This is a genomic window from Chitinophaga sp. HK235, from assembly GCF_018255755.1.
Classification (GTDB): Bacteria; Bacteroidota; Bacteroidia; order Chitinophagales; family Chitinophagaceae; genus Chitinophaga.
This window is the reverse complement of sequence record NZ_CP073766.1, coordinates 1,211,659-1,231,908: the sequence shown is the minus strand read 5'-3', so window position 1 is coordinate 1,231,908 and position 20,250 is coordinate 1,211,659. Positions and strand designations below refer to the sequence as shown.

Sequence of the window (20,250 nt, the reverse complement as noted above, 5' to 3'; positions counted from 1 at the left end):
CCAGCATGGAATTTATCTGTTTTAATATTGACGTGTAGTCGATTAATTGACAAGTAATTTAATATATTATTTTATTGAAATGATTGTTTATCTATATATTTGTCGATAGCAATGTTATGTTGCGTTTTAATGCCTATTCCTGTACCATGTTTAAGTGTTTTAGTCCAATACTACTACTGTTATTTATTCTATCGTTACCATCTCTGCAGCCCTGTTATGCTTATTCGGATGCACCAAAGCATCCGGAGACGGTTGTTGCAGATTCCGTTATTGATGTTGACGCTCATATAGCAGCTGTTTACAAAATTATCCAGCAATCGGGACGGTTTATCAACGCACTAAGCAATGAAAACATAGGGACTTTACCAGTAGGCCTGGTAAGGGAAATCAATGGGAGAACATATGTAATTGCGATTGATAGTGCCCGTATGACCCCTACAGGAGCCTATTTCAACGCTTATTTCAAGTTTACTTTTCCGGGAACGAATACTGAATTGGTTTTTGGTGGCAAAAATATTGCCTTTACACCTGGTGGCATTGCGGCCGCCACTTCTACCAAACTGGTGCTATTGAATAATAAAGAGGTGGCCATCAATGAACATGTTGACCTTAAATTTCCCGGGGATGGCAGCAATTATATAGAGTGGGATTGTAACGGCTTTAAATCGGCTAACCTCAATGGTATTTTTGAATTTGATAAAAGCTGGCTGCAACCGGAAGATGCTAAAACAGACCAGGTACGTGCATCCTTGCAGGTAAACGTACATGATCTCAGCAATATAATGGCATCGGTAAATATCCCCGCATTCCATATCAGCGGACTGAAAGATTTCAGCTTTAGCGTTAAGAATGCCGTGGTAGATATGAGTGATATTGAGAACCCTTCCGGCCTGACACTTAGTAGTGATATGCTGACTGATGCAGGAAGTCCCACGCTATGGAGAGGTTTCTATCTGCAGGAGATGGAAGTAGGTCTGCCTCAGCAATTAGCCACTCAAAAAGGACGACCTAAAGTAACGGTACGTAATTTTATTATAGACGACCAGGGTGTGAGTGGTGATATTTCTGCTGTGAATATTATTAACCTGGGAGATGCCAGCGCCGGTGGCTGGCCATTGTCCATTGACAAAGTAGGACTCCGTTTCAGCAAGAATAAACTCAACGGGGGAGAACTGGGCGGATTAATGAGAATTGATTTTCTTGGAGAAGATCCGTTGGGATATGATGCTGCTATAAGTATGAGAGGAAACGATACCTATTATTCCTTTGCACTTAGAACGACGGCAGATAAAACGTATAAATTTTTCGCCGGGGAAATTACCCTCAACAAAGATTCCCGTATACAGATCACAAAAACGGAAAAAGATTTTATTCCCGTCGCCACACTAACGGGGAAGGTTACCCTGAATAAAAGCGTATTAAACATCAACAATATTGCGTTTCAGGATTTAACATTGTCTACCCAAAAGCCGTATGTACACAGCGGCACCTTTGATATCAGCAATAGCGGCGGTTCTAAAATGAGTGGTTTCCCGCTGGGATTTGATGGGTTACATATCGGTATCTCTGAGGGTAAAATTGGTATAGGCGCCACCGTGAGATTAAATTTCATGAACAGTGGCGACAAAGGTTTTGCTGGCAGTACTTCCTTTGTGGTAACGGCTGCGCAAACGGAGGAAACACAAACTGCTTATGTAGATGGAGCCCCGGTACAAAAAATCAGGACGCGCTGGAAGCTTGATAAGGTAACTATTAATGATATAGAGCTGACAGTAAAAGTGATGGCATTCCAGATGCATGGTATGCTAACGGTTTTCGATAATCATCCGACGTTTGGTAACGGTTTCCGTGGTTTCCTGGATTTTTCCATACCTGGACCTATTCCTAAAGCTAAGGCTACTGCCTACTTTGGCTCCAAAGATGATTATCGCTACTGGCATGTGGATGCATATATCGGCGTTACCATCCCTATACCGCCTGCGCTTAACATAACAGGGCTGATGGGTGGTATGTCTTACCACATGGAGCGGCCCGCGCAATTTGATCCATATGACACCAGGAACGCCCTTGATAAACAGGGTGGGATGTCTAAAGACCTGAGTGAAATATTCCAGTATGTGCCTTCCAAAGATGCTGGTCTTGGGTTTATGGGAGGCGTATCCTTGTCTTTCGTAAAAGAAATGGTGGTAAATGTGAATGTGGCGCTGGAAGTACAGTTTGGTACTGATGGAGGTTTCCGTTATGCACAGTTCGATGGCGCTGGTTATGTTCTGCACTTACCTAAAAAAGCTACCAGCACCAAGGATGCCGGTGAAGATGAATCAGCACCGATATGGGTGAAGTTCAAAATGCGTTATGACAATGTCAACAGCACATTTGATGCAAATATCAAAACATATATAAATATTGCAGGAGTACTCAAAGGCATTCATGATCGCGGTCTTGTAGGGGAAGCGGCCCTGCATGTCGGGCCTAAGGACTGGTGGTTTTATATAGGCCGTCCTTCTGAAATGTTTGGTGTATCCGTTTTAGGATTGGCGGAAATCAAGACTTACTTCATGATGGGAACGCATGTGGAAGATATGCCGCCATTGCCCCAGGAGGTAAGTGAACTCTTTGATGATATAAATACCAACTTCATGGCAATGGAAAATTCCATGAGTACGGGTAGTGGATTTGGTTTTGGGGCACATTTCCGGGCTGGGTTCGCCTTTGATTATGGTATATATGGTGAATTTGCGATCGGGGCAGGAACGGATATCCTATTGCGTAATTATGGGGAAGCCAGGTGTAAAGGCAGTAATAGTCTGATTGGGTTTAATGGTTGGTATGCATCTGGTCAGGCCTATGTATTCCTGAAAGGGGACGTGGGTATCCGGGTGAAAATATTTGGCTCGAAGAAAAATTTTTCGATTGCGAAATTGTCGGCTGCTGTGCTATTGCAAGCAAAATTGCCCAATCCTAGCTGGTTCCGTGGCATGGTGGGCATAAAATATGAGGTGCTGGGCGGCCTGATTAAAGGTCGTGCCAATATTAAAGTAGAACTGGGTTCCCAGTGTGAAATAGTAGGTGCGAAGGAGCTCAATATAGAAATTATCAGCGATATTAAACCAGGTGATAAGAATGATGATGTAAGCGTATTTGCTGTTCCACAAGTGGCCTTTAACATACCGGTTGTAAAACCATTCTCTATGTTAAACGAATTTGATGAAGTCGCCACTTATCGTATTCAACTGGATGAATTAAAGGTGCTGCATAATAATGCGGAAATAAAAGGGGAAGTGATCGTGAATCCTGATGGTGCTGCTGCATCCCTTAAAATGCGTGATATATTACCAGGCCTGAGCAAGTTAACTGCAGCTGCAAAAGTGCATATTGAAAGGCAAAACGGGGGGCGTTGGGATGCTCTGAAGAATGGCAATAATGAAATTGACTATGAAAAGAAGGCTGCCACCTTTACAACCGGCGAAGAGCCAACTTATGTTCCATGGGAGAATGTTGCTTATGCTTATCCGGTAAGAAGACAATACAATTTCCTGCCTAAGGAATATGGTAAAGGATATATCAAACTAAAACTCGGTCAACCTGGATTGTTTGCGGCCACAGATGCAGCAGGTAAAAAGTGGAAAGTAGCTGCGACGCTCAAAACCTCACAGGGTGAATCGCCTGTCAGCAACCTGGTATATGATGCTGCTACAGCACAGGTTAACTTTGATATACCGGCAAATCTGGCCAAAGAAACGATTCATACTTTCAGTATTACCCGTTCCTCAGCAGACGGCGAAGCGGCGGCAAATAATGTAACTACCAAAGAAGTAACTACTGTAGATGAAGATGGCTCTTCTACCACTATTGCACAAAAAAGGTTAAAGGGAAATGCTACTACTGATGTCAGCAAAGAAGTAATCAGCTACAGTTTCCGTACCAGCAAATACAGCACGTTTGTAGAGAAAATGAATGCCACTACAGATCCGCGCGACTTATTTGATGTGGCCACCAATTATATCAGTGTGATCGGACGACGTTTTGATGCACCGGAAACATTTGACAAATTCGAAACCGAAGGAGATGGCTCTTTCTCCACAAAACCGTTGATTACACTGAAAGCCGGACTGAATAATCCCTGGTTACAAAACACGGTGATGCCATTGTTATACAACGGTTATCCATTCCATCCATCTATGACCATCACACGGGATCTTTCCATGGGAGGTATTCCACCACTGGATGCGGTAAGGATGTATAATAATGATCAAACCCCGTATACACTGGGAGATGGCGCTATCAGTGAAGGGTTTGCGCAAACCAAACCAGGACGCTGTCGCTTTATGTATTATGTATCTTTCTCAGCTAATGAGGATTATCATGAATTACTGAATAAAGCGAACCGCTTCTATATCAATGGTGGAACGCCAACACCTGCTATCAGCCGGTTGCTGACCTCCATTTTCCCAGACCTGCAAGGCAATCAGTTTTATCCTGTTGAGATTCAATACCGGCTGCCTGGTATTAACAATATCACTTCATCTGTTACAAGAAGCATCTACTATAAATTATAATTAATGTATCGCATTTTTTTAACCGGTTTGTTAGCTGTGCTGTTGCTTTTAGCTGGTCACAGCCTGTCTTATGCCCAGCAAAGTGAACATCGTATCGCAGGACTGGCCGATCCTAAACCTGATAGGATCAGATTGCGGTGGTCGCCATCCAGTTACATATCCTGGGAGATGGGTAACAAGTACGGCTATACGGTAGAACGCTTCACAGTCGCTGTTAACGGGGAGCTGGTAAAGCAACCCCAGGCAATATTGCTTACGCCACAGCCGCTGTTGCCATATTCATTGCAAAAAATGGAGGCAGCGGCTGAAAAAGATGATAGAATAGCGATAGTGGCAGAAATAATCTATGGAGAAGGTGCAAAAAAAATAAAACCGGAAGAGGGAATTGGCGCTTACTTTGAAAACCAGAACCAGAACGACTGGCGCATGGCGATGGCCTTATTATCCTGCGATTTATCTGTTAATGCAGCCAGAAGTGCAGGTCTGTTCCTGGAAGATAATAATGTAAAAAAAGGAGAACGATACGTTTACCGGATAGCACTGGCAAAACAGCCTGTTAACCTGGTGATTGATACCGCTATCGTAGTAACATCAGTGGATGAACCAGTATTGTTAAGTCGCCCGCAGGAACTGGCTATCGTTTGTGCAGACAGTACTGCCACCTTAGGATGGCTCACTGCCTTTAATAAAAGCATGTACTCCGCTTATTCAGTTGAAAGATCTGTTGATGGGAAAAAATTTGCATCGACGACGAATCTGCCTGTCATACCTTCTGGTCCTGATGCCCATGGGTTTTCCTATTACCAGGATTCTTTACCTGATAACGATAAAAAGTATTTCTATCGTGTACGGGGTATTACTCCATTTGGTGAATATGGACCTTATTCTCAAACTGTAGAAGGAATGGGTGTGGCATTGGTATCAGACAGACCGGTGCTGGATACCATCATTGTTACTGATAACAAGAAAATTGAATTGCGTTGGCTCCTGCCGGGCGACTTGTCCAAACAGTTATCCAAAATAGTTATTACCCGCGCAGATAATGGTAAAGGACCTTTTACACCGATTGCCACGTTTGATAAACCAGTTTATACCTATACCGATGAAAAGCCGTTGGGTACTAATTATTACCGTATTAAAGGTATTACCAAAAGAGGTAAGGCGATATATTCCTTCCCTTATTTTGCACAGATCATAGATACCATACCACCTGCTATTCCAATAGGTTTGGCAGGAAAGATAGATTCATTGGGAGTAGTTTCCCTGCAATGGAATAATAATACAGAAAAAGATTTGTTGGGATATCGTGTATTTCGCGCCAATAGCGCCAAAGAGGAATTCATAGAAGTGACAAAAGAGATCTGTACAAAGCCGCTCTTTTGTGATACTGTTACCTTGCATACCCTCACCCCCAAAGTGTTTTATCAGATCATTGCAGTAGATAAGAACTATAACACCTCTGGGTATACGCCGTTTATTATGCTCAGAAGACCGGATACAATTGCTCCTTCTGCACCGGTTATTACAAAGGCCTTCCGCTCCGATAGCTTGAGGGCTGTGATATTGGAATGGCGCAATAGTACCAGCGAAGACGTGGTGAAATATACCCTCTCCCGTATTAATGTGAAGGATAGCAGTATGATTACGGTGACTTCCTGGGATACGGCTCATTTGCGGGAAACCTATACAGATACAACGCTACAACAAGGTAATACCTATTATTATCAGTTGATGGTATGGGATGACGCTGGGAATAAAAGCAAAGAGATTAGCGGAGACATATGGTTTGAGACAGGCCGCCGCCCCGCAGTAGGAGCGTGGAAGGCCATTGTTAACCAGGAGAAAAAACAAGTGGAGCTTTCCTGGGAGTATCATCTCCCGGATGTAAGACAATACCGTATTTACAGGGCGAAAAATGATGCTCCATTTATCCTGTATACTACACTGGAAGGCGGATTAAAACAATGGGCCGATGTAGAAATTATACTCGGGAATATTTATAAATACAAGATTACTGCGATCATGAAAGGCGATGTGAAAGCCGAGATGAGCAAGGAAATTCAGGTGAAATATTAAATCAACCGACATCAGATTTATGATTACGAGGTGGATGCAACGATAAAGAAATATGAAGAAATATATACGATATAGTATAACCTTCCTTTTACTGCTGGTGTCGGCTTCAGCTACCTATGGGCAGGCATTGGACCAATTGGGAGTTAAAAAAGGGATCAGCATGAACGGGTCAGTGAATGCGAGCACTACTGTTTATACCGCCAATGGTATTGACAGCAGGAGAGATCCGCTGGCCTGGTATCTGAATGGTAATATCAATATCAATATGTTTGGTTATGATATGCCGTTTTCGTTTAGCTATAGTAATCAGAGCAGGAGCTATTCCCAACCGTTTAATCAGTTTCGTTTCGCCCCTTCGTATAAATGGGCCAGGGCCTACTTCGGAACCACCAGTATGAACTTCAGCAATTATACGCTGGCTGGTCATATGTTTGATGGGGCAGGACTGGAGCTGAGCCCAGGGAAATGGCGGTTTGCAGCGATGTATGGTAAACTCCTGAAAGCCGTTCCGTTTGATGCCTTGTCTCCTGAAAGTTATAATCGTGCTGCGTTTGAACGTGTCGGTTATGGGCTGAAAATGGGATATGAAGATAATGGGAACGCCTATACGGTATCTGTTTTTAGGGCAAAAGATAATGCGAATTCTATCCCATATATCCCGGATGATGCTACTATTACGCCTAAGGAAAATGTGGCAGTGGCCTTTAATATCAAACAAAATATAGCAAAGCGGTTTTTTATAGAAACAGAGTATTCCGTGTCTGCCCTGAATCGTGATACCCGTTCTGAAAAGAACAGTTTCGACAGTAGTAGGGGAACCTCTAATTTGCTGGGTAAATTATTATCTCCTACCGCCAGTACCCGTTATTTTGACGCTATTCAAGCTGGTATTGGGTATACTGGCAATTTTTACGTTATACAACTGCGGTATGAGCGGGTAGCGCCAGACTATGTAACCCTTGGTGCTTACAATGTAGTAAATGATATGCGCAATATCACTGTGGCGCCTACTTTTCAGTTATTGGGAGGGAAAGTAAATATTTCTGCCAATGCAGGAATGCAGGTAAATAACCTGGATGACAGTAAAACCAGCGATGCCAAAAGATTTGTGGCCAACATTAATACCAGTATTGTTCCCAATGAGCATTGGGCTATCAACAGCGGGTATTCCAACTTTAGTAACTACACCCGTATTCGTCCGCTGGTAGATCCTTATTTCTCCAATCCACTGGATACATTGGATTTTTACCAGGTTAACAATACTTATAACGGGATGATCATGTACCGTACTGGTGATAAGAACAGACAACAAACCATTTCATTGAATTCATCTTATCAGTATGCGAGCGACAAAAGTAGTGCTGTCGATGCCAAAGAAAACCTGAATAAATTCTTTACTTCTAATCTCAGTTATACCTATAACCTGGTACCTAAATCTTTATCACTTATGGGAGCCGTGAACTTCTACCAGAATTCCGCTACCGGAGTAATGACCACTTTTATGGGGCCCAGCGTAAACGTTAATAAACAATATTTTGATAAAACCCTGCGCACCGGTATTTCTGCTACATATAACATGACCAAAGCCACCACGGAAGCTGCAGGTATAGCTAATACAACTAACAGTACCCTTTTTAATACAGGGCTTAATATAAATTATTCACCGAAAGCAAAACAATCAGCAAGTGCAACAGATGCGGGGAAGAAAAAAATGTTTAATAAACAGACACATAATATTGGGGCTTCGGTGATGTGGTTGTTGCGAGGGGCTGCTGCATCGCAGCCGGGATATAGCGAATTAACAAGCACCGTTAATTATACCTATTCATTTTGATAACCAGGTTAATTAGGATGCAAAATTTTAAGTTAATGAAGAGTATTACTACAATTATTCGATATGTTATGCTGATATGTTTGTTATTATCAGGTAACAATCAGGTTTTGGGGCAAACGCTGCCTAAGAATGTAATTATAAAGGCCCGCGTAGCAGGTAACTTTTCAAGTTATAACAACTTCTCTTTGGACCATGGTCCCTTTCCGGATACCTACAGGAATGGAGTATTGACAGCAGGTATTAATTATTCCTATGTAGAGTCGGTTACATTAGGTTATAACAACCTTGATGTGGCTGAAATTCCTTATACAGATATTTATCCGGTAGACTACAACGGACTTTCAGGCCCTTCAGGGGTTTTTTATGGCAAAAGTCATAGCTATCAAATGATGGATATATCAGTCATGTCTAATGTGGTAGTCACATTTTCCTACAGAATGATTCCTCCCAACCCTATAGTTGTATCCCCGGCTACACCTGGTGGAGCTTGTGGAAATTCGGCGATAAATCTGCACTCTGATATGAACTGGCCTTTATTTTCTGATGATGTAGTTACCACCAGTGTACTCTGGGAATACAATATCAACGGGAGCTGGTTTCCACTGGATTCGACTGCCGATTATGATTACAATTTTGTGCCAGCCGAAAAGATACCAGCCATTAAATCAGCCGTAACAAATGTACAATTTCGATGCAGAGTAAAAGCTGATTATGGGTTTAACAGGGTATTCTACTCGTTTTATAATCCTAATAAAGGTGATATATATACCTTCAATCCACCTCCACCTGTTGTTGATGTCAATAAAATTCAAAAAACTCCGGCTTGTTTCGGTATGGATAATGGGCAGGTATATATTCCCGGTAGTGCCATTACCAGCGGGTTTACTACCATGCGCTGGATATTAAGGAAAGGTAATGTAACAGTACCTTGTGATCCCTGGCTGGCAGGTGGAGTATCGAACTGTGGAGATATACAGGACTGGAGTCCAGGTGCCGTTCCTGTTGATTCAGGTATCAGGTTACTAAATATTCCCAAAGGTGATTATAGTTTATGGGTAATAAATGCTTCAGGAGAGATGGGAAGCTGTTTTGCTCCTTACTTCATACCTATTAAACAATTTGATGAACTACTGCTCAGTAATAATAATGCCCCAGGTGTTAGCTGTTATGGTGGTAGCGATGGCAAAATCAGTGTTACTGCTGCCGGAGGAAATGGTGTTGATAACGGTTATTTCTTTACGCTAAAGAAGGGTGGTGTTATTGTTCGGCCTGAACAAAAGGTTAACGGTACTACAATGACATGGCAGAATCTTCCTGCCGGTGATGATTATACTGCAGAAGTGAGAGATGGAACCTGCCCCATTAAAAGTATAAATATCCGTCTTACACAACCACCGCCTGTTACAGGTCAGATAGTACCCACCAATCCTACCTGTATCAGTCCTGCAAATGGAAGCATTACTGTTACTGCAGACGCAGGTCCCACAAATTATAAATACAATTTATATAAAAACGCAATACTGGTACAACAATCCGGTATTACGACTGCACGTAATTATACCTTCCCTGGTTTGGATGGAGGCAATTATACGATAGAGCTGCTGAATGCTGATTACGCGGGTTGTACTGGCTGGACGACCACCACAATACTCAATACAGTAACGCCGCTGTCATTACAGTTGGTTGCTCGTGATTCTGTTAGCTGTTATGGTGGTAGCGACGGCAGATTGCAGTTTTCCGCTACCGGTGGGGTTAACAGTTACGTCTATACGCTCACCGGTAGTAATGGTATTCCCCTAACTAATACCACTGGTGAATTTACCAGTCTTTCTGCAGGAAACTATACGATGAAAGTGCAAACATCTACCTGTAACGACCAAATTACGCAATCATTTGATGTATATCAACGATCCCCATTACAGGTGCAGCTGCAAGGCAGCAACATCACTTGTAATGGAGCTAACGACGGACTGCTGAAAACAACTGTCAGTGGGGGATCTTCTTTTTATAAATATACCTGGGAGCAGTTGGTCGGCGGTGTCTGGAAAGGTAACAGCTTCTGGTTTAGTACTGATACAAAAATCGAAGGGCTGGAGCCTGGTATTTATCGTGTAACCGTTACAGATAGTAAGTCGGCCGGCTGCTCAGTAACCTCTTCCAACATTACGCTCACAGCACCTACCGCAGTACAGATCACTGATGTAACGTTAAAAAACGCCATTTGTATGACGGATGGTGTGGTTGTTAATATCGCAGCCAGTGGTGGGGATGGTACTTATACATATGCATGGTCAATGGATGATGGAACCACCTTCACAAACTTTACTAACGGTAGTGCGTTACATACTGCGGGAGACTATATCTTCCGTGTAAGAGACGGAAAAGGCTGTTATGTCGTTACGGACGTACCTTCCAAAGTAAGTTTACCAACGGCGGCATTAAGCTTTACCACACAGTTATCCGGCTATAATGGTTTTAATATTTCCTGCAATGGTGCGGGGGACGGAAAAATCACTATTATGGCAACTGGTGGTAACGGTGGTACATATACTGGATATCAGTACAAACTGAATAATGGTAGCTATCAAAACACGGGTATCTTTCAAAATCTTACTGCAGGCGTTTATGCAATCAGTGTAAAAGATGCACGTGGCTGTGAAATATCCGGGAGTGTTACACTCACACAGCCATCGCTGTATATGAATGTGACGAAACAGGATATCCGTTGTTACGGACAATCTACGGGTAGTATCACTACTACGGTATCCGGTGGCGCTGCGCCCTACCGCCTGTTATTAAATGGAGTTGCCGTAAATGTAAACCAGGTAATACCGAATCTGGCTAAAGGAGATTATAATTTAAGCGTAACAGATGCCAACGGTTGTATGAAAGATACAGTTGTCAGCATCGTTTACAACTATCCTGCGTTACTGGCAGAAAGCGCTACTGTCAACGATATCCGTTGTTTTGGTACGCAGGGAAATATTGCACTGTCTGCTACAGGTGGTGATGGTAACTATCATTATACGATCAGCACCGATAACTGGACAACGCAACAAACATATACAAGTGGGGGAAGTTTACCTGCTGGTAGTTATGCGGTTCGTGTTGCAGACGGACAAGGCTGTACCACAAACTTTCCTGATAAATTAACGATCACAACACCAGCTGCTCCGGTTAGTTTTACTGCTGTTCTTTCTGACTATAATGGAAAGAATATTTCCTGTGCCGGAGGAGACAACGGTACTGCACAAATTACGGCCACAGGAGGTAATGGTGGAACTTACAGCGGTTATACCTACGCGGTTGATAATGGTTTATTTACTAATATATCATTGCTGGATCATATCACGGCAGGCAATCATCTTATAAAAGTAAAAGATGGTCGTGGGTGTGTGGTGAGTAACAGTTATACCTTCACTGAATCATCACAGGCACTGAATATTGTATTGGTGAGCAAACAGGATGTTAAGTGTGCCGCTATCCCAGGTGGCAGCATCAAAGTAGCTGGTAGTGGAGGTACAGGAAGTCTGCAATACAGTATAGATGGCAATACGTGGCAGTCGTCACCAGACTTTACAGGACTTGCAGGGGGAGATTATATTATCACAGTGAGAGATGCCAACAGTTGTGGTATCACAATGCCAGTAAAAATCAATTCTCTTAGTGATGTTATTGTTATAGATCAGCTTACCCGAAACGATATTGTATGTTATGGCGGCAAAGGAACGATCAGCCTGCAATCGCATGGTGGAAGCGGAACATTGATAAATGAATATTCGCTTAACGGCGGCGCATATACGTCTTTTAATAATAACACAACACTTGGACCTGGTAATTATACGCTTCGTGTAAAAGATGCATTAGGTTGTTATTCTCCGGAGAGCGAGGTAGTAAGTATTACTGCACCATCTACCCCTATCAATACAACCATTACCACTTCCAGTTTTAATGGTATGCAGATTTCCTGCTACGGCCTTACAGATGGAGCATTCAGTATTACTGCAACAGGGGGTAATGAGGGTGGATACAGCGGGTATCAATATAGTTTTAATAATAGTCCTTATACAAATACCAGCAGTTATAATAGTTTGGCGGCGGGCAACTATCCATTGAAGATCAAGGACGGTCGTGGCTGTGTTATCTCACAAAATGTAGTGTTGCAACAACCTGCAGCACCTGTATCCTTATCGATAGCTGGTATTGAACATCTTACCTGCGGCGCTAACGCTACGGGTAAGATCAGCGTGCAAAGCGCTGGTGGTGTTGCACCTTATACATATATGATGAATAATGGCGACTGGCAGTCTACACCCGTATTTGCAGCCTTACCTGCGGACAATTATTCCCTGCAGGTAAAGGATGCCAACGGTTGTGCCGCCCGAAGTACGGCTACAGTGAACACGCTATATCCGGCTATTACGGCTACGGCTGCAATATTGCCGGTAACCTGTTATGGAGCCCATAACGGAAACATAAAAGTTAATGTTGCCGGTGGTGATGGTAATTATAATTATCAGTGGAATGTGGCAGGTATTGCGGGTAATAATGCACAAAATTTACCGGCAGGTAATTATGGCGTTACCATTACAGACGGAAAGGGATGCAGCACTACCAGTCATTTTGAAGTGTCGCAACCCGCGGTTTTAACCATGGAAGCGACTGCGGCGGCTATCTGTGACGGCTTAGGCGATGGTGTAATCCGTACTAAGGTGCAAGGGGGTACATTACCTTATCAATTCGCGCTGAATAAAGGGGGTTGGGCAATTCAGGAAACATTTACCAACCTGTCAGCAGGTAACTACGAGGTCGCTGTAAAGGATGCTAATGGTTGTGCCGCAAGTCAGTTGGTCAGTATCACCAAAGCGAATGTGAAACCGGATGTAAACTTCCTGGTGGCATCAAAAAAGAATGCGATGGATACCCTGGTGATAAAAGAAATCAGTTTGCCAGTGCCGGATGAAGTTAGCTGGACGTATCATCCACAGGCAATTTTGTTGGGATACGACCGGGGCACGCCGCTAATAAAATTTACACAGGCAGGTACGTACTGGGTAGAGATGAAGGCACGATTCGGTGTATGTACGTATACCCTGCGAAAAGAACTTACCATTAGTCCATATGATCCTATTGCCGGACCCGGCAATAGTTTACCGGTAAATGTGATCGATGTAGTCACGTTGTCGCCTAATCCGAATAATGGCTACTTCCATTTTAAAGTAAAACTCAACAGGAAACAACAGGTACTCGTTACGGTTTTTGACATGAATGGCTTAACTGTTGGTAGAAGACAATATACACCTGCCTTATCGATAGATGATCAGTTTGACATCAGTAATGCCAAGAATGGTACGTATATATTACGAGTGATTACAGAAAATGAAAGTAAGGATATACGATTCATTATCGCGAGGTAGAAAATATTAATAAGCAACCTGTTTTTTTGACAATAGCATATAATTCAAGATCAGCAATGTCCCGTTTATTCCGATACCTATTATGCCTGGTGCTATTTGTTATAGTACATAAATTTGTTAGTGGTCAGCAATATCCTATTACTGCCAGTACACAGATAATTCCACCTTACAGCGTTTATCTACCAGACTATGTAGTCGCGGGCAGCGATAAGCTTCGTGTAATATTGGTACAGAATGATCTTACAACTCCTTCCTATGAAGTAAGGCTGCAGATGACAGTGGAGCGCAATGGAACGCTCATTATGCGTACTTCTCCTGCATTTAATCCGAAGCCCCTGAGGCTCATGCCGGGAGTGCCTACTATCATTAGCAGCATTGATCTGATTGATTATCTCAATACTAATAATATTGAATTTAGTGGTGGATTTAGCAGGGATAATTATGAGCGTACGAGAGCTTTACCGGAGGGTGCTTACCGGATTACCTTTACCGCTTTTGATTATCGTCGTCCGGGCGTACAGGTAAGTAATCAGGGTGCCAACATATTTTTCTTCCAGAAAAATGACCCGCCTTTACTCAATCTCCCTGTATGTGGCAGTCGCGTGGAAAAGCGCGATCCACAGTTCCTGACTTTTAACTGGAGCAGCCGCAATACGCCTAACCCCCTTGAAGGAAGTGCAACTGAATATGTTTTCTCTCTATATGAAATAAAACCTGCTAACAGTAACCCTGATTATATCATTCGGAGTTCGCGTCCTATTTATACTGCTACTACCGAAAGCAATATGCTCGTTTATGGTCCGGGTGAGCCAGCACTCATTGATAGTATGGCCTATGTGTGGATTGTACAGGCCCGGGATAAAGGTGGGCGCGATATGTATAGCAATCAGGGCTATAGTCAAAGTTGTACGTTTACCTATTTAGGTACGAATCCGTTTGCAATCAATAAAATAGAGAAACCTAAGCTGTATGGTGTTGCTAACGGGGAGCGTAGTATCAAGCTATCCTGGCCGCTTGCAGCAGATAATATCAATTATCATGTAGATGCATACCGCTTGCAGTACCGTGCCGCCAAAAAGGACGGAGTGGAGTTTGACTGGAATACAGAAGAAAGGCAAACAGACAGTGCGCTTACACTGCGTAGCCTGGAACCGGGCCGTGCGTACGAAGCCCGTTTACAATGGCGTGTAGCGGGTGTATATGGTCCCTTTAGCGATTTGGTTACCGTTACCACAGATCCGCTCCATACTTTCAGTTGCGGCGATGCTGGGAAACTGTCATCTCCCCAAAACAATAATCCGTTGCCCATTGCCCTGCCTGGATTGATTGTGAAGGTAGGCCATTTTGATGTACTGTTAACAACAGTGGAGGGTAGTAACGGTGTGTTTACAGGGAAAGGCCGTGTTATTACACCTGGTTTTGGAATAGGCATGTTGATGACATTTAGTGGTATCAGCATTAACACTGACCTGGTAGTAACCGGTGGCGAAATGCAGGCGGTAACAGAAGGCATCGATAAATTTGTTGACAATGCGGTGAAGAAGCAGCGTGGTGGCTCAGAAGTAGGATATGTGAAAACGGGAGATTTGGTACCTGATATCACCACCAAACTGCACATCTTCACTAAAGATAATATTACAGTGAACCTGGATGAAGGTACGATCACTGTAAAAGTGGGTGATGACAAAGAAGTTTTTAATTATAGAGACAAAGGCAAAACATTACCGCTGGTATTGGAAGATGCAGATGGTAATCTTTATAATATTGATAAGAAAGGACAGGTAACAGAAGCGGGTAAACGTGATAAAGGCCTGGTGGACAACCCTGCTGCACTGGCGGCACTCAATAACCTGGAACTGGATAAGGGTAAGGTTACTTTTGCTCCAGGCAGAAATAATAACTACGCTTTTGATACCTGGAATGATAATTATTACGGTAAGAAAGTATTGGAAGACAGCTACGAAAAATTAGCTGATGGAAGATACCGTGTCAGCGCCAAAGCCATTGTACCTGGTGAAACAGAGGAGATAACAGCTACCCTCGAAAATGCGGCGGCGGGAATTAATCCAGACAGCATCAGGTTTGTGAGTAGCAAAGGGATTTTATATCCGTTTGTACGTAAGGATAACAGCTATACAATAAAAATTACTGGTGGTCCTGCCGGCGATGCACAGGAAGTATTTGCGGTATATGCTAAAGACAAGGGCAAGTATATTAGTTTGGGTAAGTTGCTGGTAGCCAGTTACGGACCTAAACAAAAGAAGCTAGTACTGATACCTGTAGGAGCTAATACTACCGTACCGGATGAAGCTATCAGGAAAAGCCTGCAGGATGCGTATGCGAAGGTGGGGATTACCTATACTGTTGTAACGGATACCACTTTCCGCAGGGATACGACGTGGGATCTGAATCATGACGGCGTATTGCAGGATGGTAAAAGTGCTTTCCTCAGCAATGACTTCACGGGTGAGGAAAAAGCGCTGAAGAAAGCTTATCGCAAGGGTCGTAATATAGATAAGGAGGTTACCTATCTCTTTGTGGTGAATGAAGTGGCGCTGAAAAATGGAGATCTGTTGGGTAAAATGCCACGTCAGAGCCAATTTGGACTGATATTCAGCAAGGATGCTTCTGCTGAAAATATTGGCCGTACGGTAGCGCATGAAGTAGGTCATGGCGCCTATACGCTGGAGCATACCTTCAGTGATGGTATAGGCATTACCAGGTGAACTACTAATAACCTGATGGATTACAACGGGGGAGACCGGTTACTGAAGTATCAGTGGAATGTGATACATGATCCGGGACATGTATGGGGAATATTTGAAGGGGATGGAGAAAGTGAGGATATTTTAGTTGGAAATATAAGCGAAGACTTCCTCAATAAAGATGGTAAAACTGTTTCATTCTTAACGCCGGATGGGAGTATTCTTTCACTGCCACAGGCAAATGTATACAATGTATTATTTCAGTATGGAACCGTCGTCGATGTAACCAATAAGGGGGATCGTTATATACCTGAACTGATTGTTGGTGCATTAAGAGGATTTGTAATCAGTAAAGACAAAGTAAACACCGAAATATATAAGTATAGTAATAATAAGAATGAGTATGTAAATACGAAAACAAATGAAAAATATGTACAGGAGGTAGGTGTAGATGCGGTAGATGGCTTTGTTTACCCACAACCATGCGGAGAGGATTATATTTTGTATAAATTCCCGGTTAAAGAGTTCCCCGCTTTTGTTTCTGGTAGCAAAAAGAAGATAACTTTTACCACATTTGCAACCGAATTTTCACCTTTTGCCAACTCATTGCCAATAAGGCATAATGGTATTGTAATAAAGCAAAGCATTAAGAACGAAATCAGTGCTGACTGCAATTATTGTCTGAATGAGGCTACCATGAAGATGACGCAGGCTTACTGTGAAAAACCGGAGCTTATTTGGGTGGATAAGATTGCGCAGATGCGGGCGTTATATCCTGAGTATTTTGGTCGGTTTACACAGCAGGGTAAAATTGTAGCGAAGGAATTTATTGGTGGCGGGAAAAAAGATGGTAACTGGGAGGTGCCACAAACACTTACGTTTGAAATGTCATCTGAAGATGGGAAGCTTTATGATACGCTATATGCCAACAAATGGCCTTGGGGAGAATATCTGGAATCGCATCAGGATATAAACGCGGCATATACAACAAACAAAGTTGCCTTCTTTACTGCTTTTTATACAGAATTTGACAGATATATCCGGGAAACGGTTATCAGTAACAATAATTTCTGGGCAACATTTAATGAATCTACGCCACTATCTGATTTAACGGAGCACCTGAAAAATGAGGCTAAGTTTGATTTGGAACAAGCGCCTTTGGATAAGAGAGAGATAGCATTTAAGAAAGTTGTTGAGAATACTTCTTTCTGGATTTCGAGGGAAGAAGATTGTCTTAAACTATTGCTCAGCTTTAATAAAAACCAATACACAGACGTATTGGAATACATTGAGCGGAATATCGGATATCAGAAACTGTATGACAATTTTTATGATAAGGACAATTGGGCACTTGGCGGTAATGCTTGTTTGACGGCTGTTTTGATGCGTATTAGCCAGATGGTTATGGAATCTGGACATCTTATAATAGATGTAGACAAGGAACGTACATTGCTGGATGATGTAGATGCCATGCCTCAGCTGGAAGCCGATTTGTTCCAGTTTAAGAATTTCAACTGGAGTTTTGCTAATAAAAACGCGCTGAAATTTAAGGCATATGAACAGGCGCCATATAACCAGATGGTTTCTGTGCATATTGCTGGTAGTTTTAAATTCGGTGGTAAGGATTACAAGAAGGGACTGGTAATTCAGATACCTGCCATCCAGGCGGTTTTGATGAGTCATGTGAATAATTTAGAGGTTACCGGTAAAACGGCCTGGATGTTTGCAGATCTTGCTTCCCTGACTGTTGGTGTTGGTGGATTAAAGATTTTCTTAACAGTTGGCAATTATGTGAGGAAAATTGCAGTGGCTGCTGACCTGGTTGGTTCAACAGCAGCTGCGGTGGCACAGAGCCTGAATACGGATGCTATATCGGATAAATTAAGGAGCAGGATCCAGATGTCTGGCTTCCTCTTATCATTGCCTAATTTGGCCATGTCAATAGGAAGGGTTAACAAAGTGGTAGAAGACCTGGACCAGATGATTGATGCCGGTCGAACATCAAATGGGGCTTTGGCAACAGAGAAGGAATTGGCAGAATTGAAAGAGATCAGAGATGGATTAAGAGCACAGACTGGAATGGCAGTCGATTTTGCAGATGATATAGCGGAAATAGAGAGAAGGGTGATAACCTTAGGTGAGGGCGATGTCAATAAAGTGAAAGGATGGTTAAATAATACAGCTGATAATAACGTTTACATCGCAGTCCATAGTAATGGTAGTACTTTTAAAGTTATTCATAACGGACAGGATGTAGAAATCTCTCATCGTTCTTTGGCAAAATGGCTGGATTCAAAAAATATTCCGGCCAATAAACAAATTGTTTTACTTTCATGCACTGACTTAGAAACGGCTCAACATTTAGCTAATAAATGTAACCGGACTATTATAGCAAATGATGGCTGGGTAGATGTTTACGACAATGGTGTTATACGTGGCGAACGAGATTTTAAGCGATTATCACCTAAAGGGAAGCCTGCTAATGCTCCAGTTGAAAATATCGGACAAGGAGAAATTCCAGGTGGCAGTAAGGTCAGATTAGCAACCAATGGAGCCGCTACCGCAGTAAGTCTGGTGCCAGAGCTGACAGCGGCTTCCAGAGTACATCTTCATAGTGGAGAAGTTAAGATTACCATGAAGAATGGTTTGGGGCAGACAATATTTGATAAAACTTTCCCTGCTGACCAAGTATGGGAAGCTATAGAAGATTTAGTAGAAAATCATGGTTTTATAAAGCTTTTGAAGGAAAACCCAACGCCAAAAGTTGAGTTTACCGGACTTCATAATTGGGAAACCGTTTCCAATAATCCAACTAAGCTTCGAATAAATGCAGCAACAAAAAAGAGTGTAGGGAATATAAATGGAAAAGACGTATGGATAGCTGAACCCGAAGTAAGATTGCCTGATTTTGAGGACATGCGCAAAGCAGGCAAATGGACCGGAAATGAAAAATGGCAAGTCAAAAAGAAAGGCCCCCAAGGGAGAGTATCCACCTTCTTTGCGGAAGGTATGGATGCAGCACAAATTGATCAGTTAATCAGTGATGCTTTCAGAGTAAAACAAATGCAAGGTACCAGAGAATGGATAGGTATAGTTCCTTTTAATGGTAAACAAGTACAAATTCATGGATACCTTGACAATAATGTAATTACTTCGGCATTTATTGAAGAAATAAAATAATTAAATAGTATGATGTGGTTTAGTATATTAATAGAAGAGGGGAATATCGTGTGGTTCAAAGGCATGGCAGGGAAAAAGGAATATGAATTGTTAGAATATACGTTTTCGACCTTTAAAGGTCGGAGCTTATCCTGGTATCACGAACTTATTCAAGAGATAACTCAGATTCAGCAAGGCGAATTAGAAACGAACGAGGAAATGGGGATAAGAGATTTTTTTCCAACCGGTGATATCCATATTTATCGTGACATCACTGTTTATGAAATTGAAGAAGAAGGACAACGTTTAGAAATTCCGACAACAGTGTATAAACAACTACTGGAAGACTGGATAAAATTTGTAGAATTAAATTCAAAAGCATTTCCCTCGTCTCCTGAGAATAAGCAGTAAAGTAATTATTTACACCTAAACGAACCTTACTCTAAGGTACACAGAGAAACAAAAAGCCTTCAAGTCACAGACTAAAACACAAAACCTGC

At 42.5% G+C, this 20,250-nt stretch carries 7 protein-coding genes; all 7 read left to right on the top strand.

From position 1 onward, the window contains the following. Positions 1 to 146: 146 nt before the first annotated feature. Entirely contained in the window at positions 147 to 4,559 is a 4,413-nt protein-coding gene (locus KD145_RS03810; protein WP_212004584.1) for a hypothetical protein, read from the top strand. A 3-nt stretch (positions 4,560 to 4,562) separates the two neighbouring features. Next, positions 4,563 to 6,635, top strand: coding sequence for a fibronectin type III domain-containing protein (locus KD145_RS03805; RefSeq protein WP_212004583.1), 2,073 nt, complete (start codon positions 4,563 to 4,565; stop codon positions 6,633 to 6,635). A gap of 52 nt (positions 6,636 to 6,687) precedes the next feature. Continuing rightward, positions 6,688 to 8,469, top strand: coding sequence for a hypothetical protein (locus tag KD145_RS03800; protein ID WP_212004582.1), 1,782 nt, complete (start codon positions 6,688 to 6,690; stop codon positions 8,467 to 8,469). Between the two features lie 107 nt (positions 8,470 to 8,576). Continuing rightward, entirely contained in the window at positions 8,577 to 13,886 is a 5,310-nt protein-coding gene (locus KD145_RS03795) for a T9SS type A sorting domain-containing protein (protein ID WP_212004581.1), read from the top strand. 89 nt (positions 13,887 to 13,975) lie between these two features. Continuing rightward, positions 13,976 to 16,612, top strand: a complete 2,637-nt coding sequence (locus KD145_RS03790) for a fibronectin type III domain-containing protein (protein WP_212004580.1) — start codon at positions 13,976 to 13,978, stop codon at positions 16,610 to 16,612. Positions 16,613 to 16,627: 15 nt separating this feature from the next. Then, positions 16,628 to 19,771 carry a hypothetical protein gene (locus tag KD145_RS03785; protein WP_212004579.1) on the top strand — a complete coding sequence of 1,048 codons (3,144 nt, stop codon included), beginning with the start codon at positions 16,628 to 16,630 and terminating at the stop codon, positions 19,769 to 19,771. Between the two features lie 9 nt (positions 19,772 to 19,780). Beyond that, entirely contained in the window at positions 19,781 to 20,161 is a 381-nt protein-coding gene (locus KD145_RS03780) for a hypothetical protein (protein ID WP_212004578.1), read from the top strand. The last annotated feature ends 89 nt before the right edge of the window (positions 20,162 to 20,250 follow it).

Coding starts and splice junctions, on each gene's coding strand:
- KD145_RS03810 (WP_212004584.1), top strand. CDS start 147: ATGTTTAAGTGTTTTAGTCCAATACTACTACTGTTATTTATTCTATCG.
- KD145_RS03805 (WP_212004583.1), top strand. CDS start 4,563: ATGTATCGCATTTTTTTAACCGGTTTGTTAGCTGTGCTGTTGCTTTTA.
- KD145_RS03800 (WP_212004582.1), top strand. CDS start 6,688: ATGAAGAAATATATACGATATAGTATAACCTTCCTTTTACTGCTGGTG.
- KD145_RS03785 (WP_212004579.1), top strand. CDS start 16,628: ATGGATTACAACGGGGGAGACCGGTTACTGAAGTATCAGTGGAATGTG.
- KD145_RS03780 (WP_212004578.1), top strand. CDS start 19,781: ATGATGTGGTTTAGTATATTAATAGAAGAGGGGAATATCGTGTGGTTC.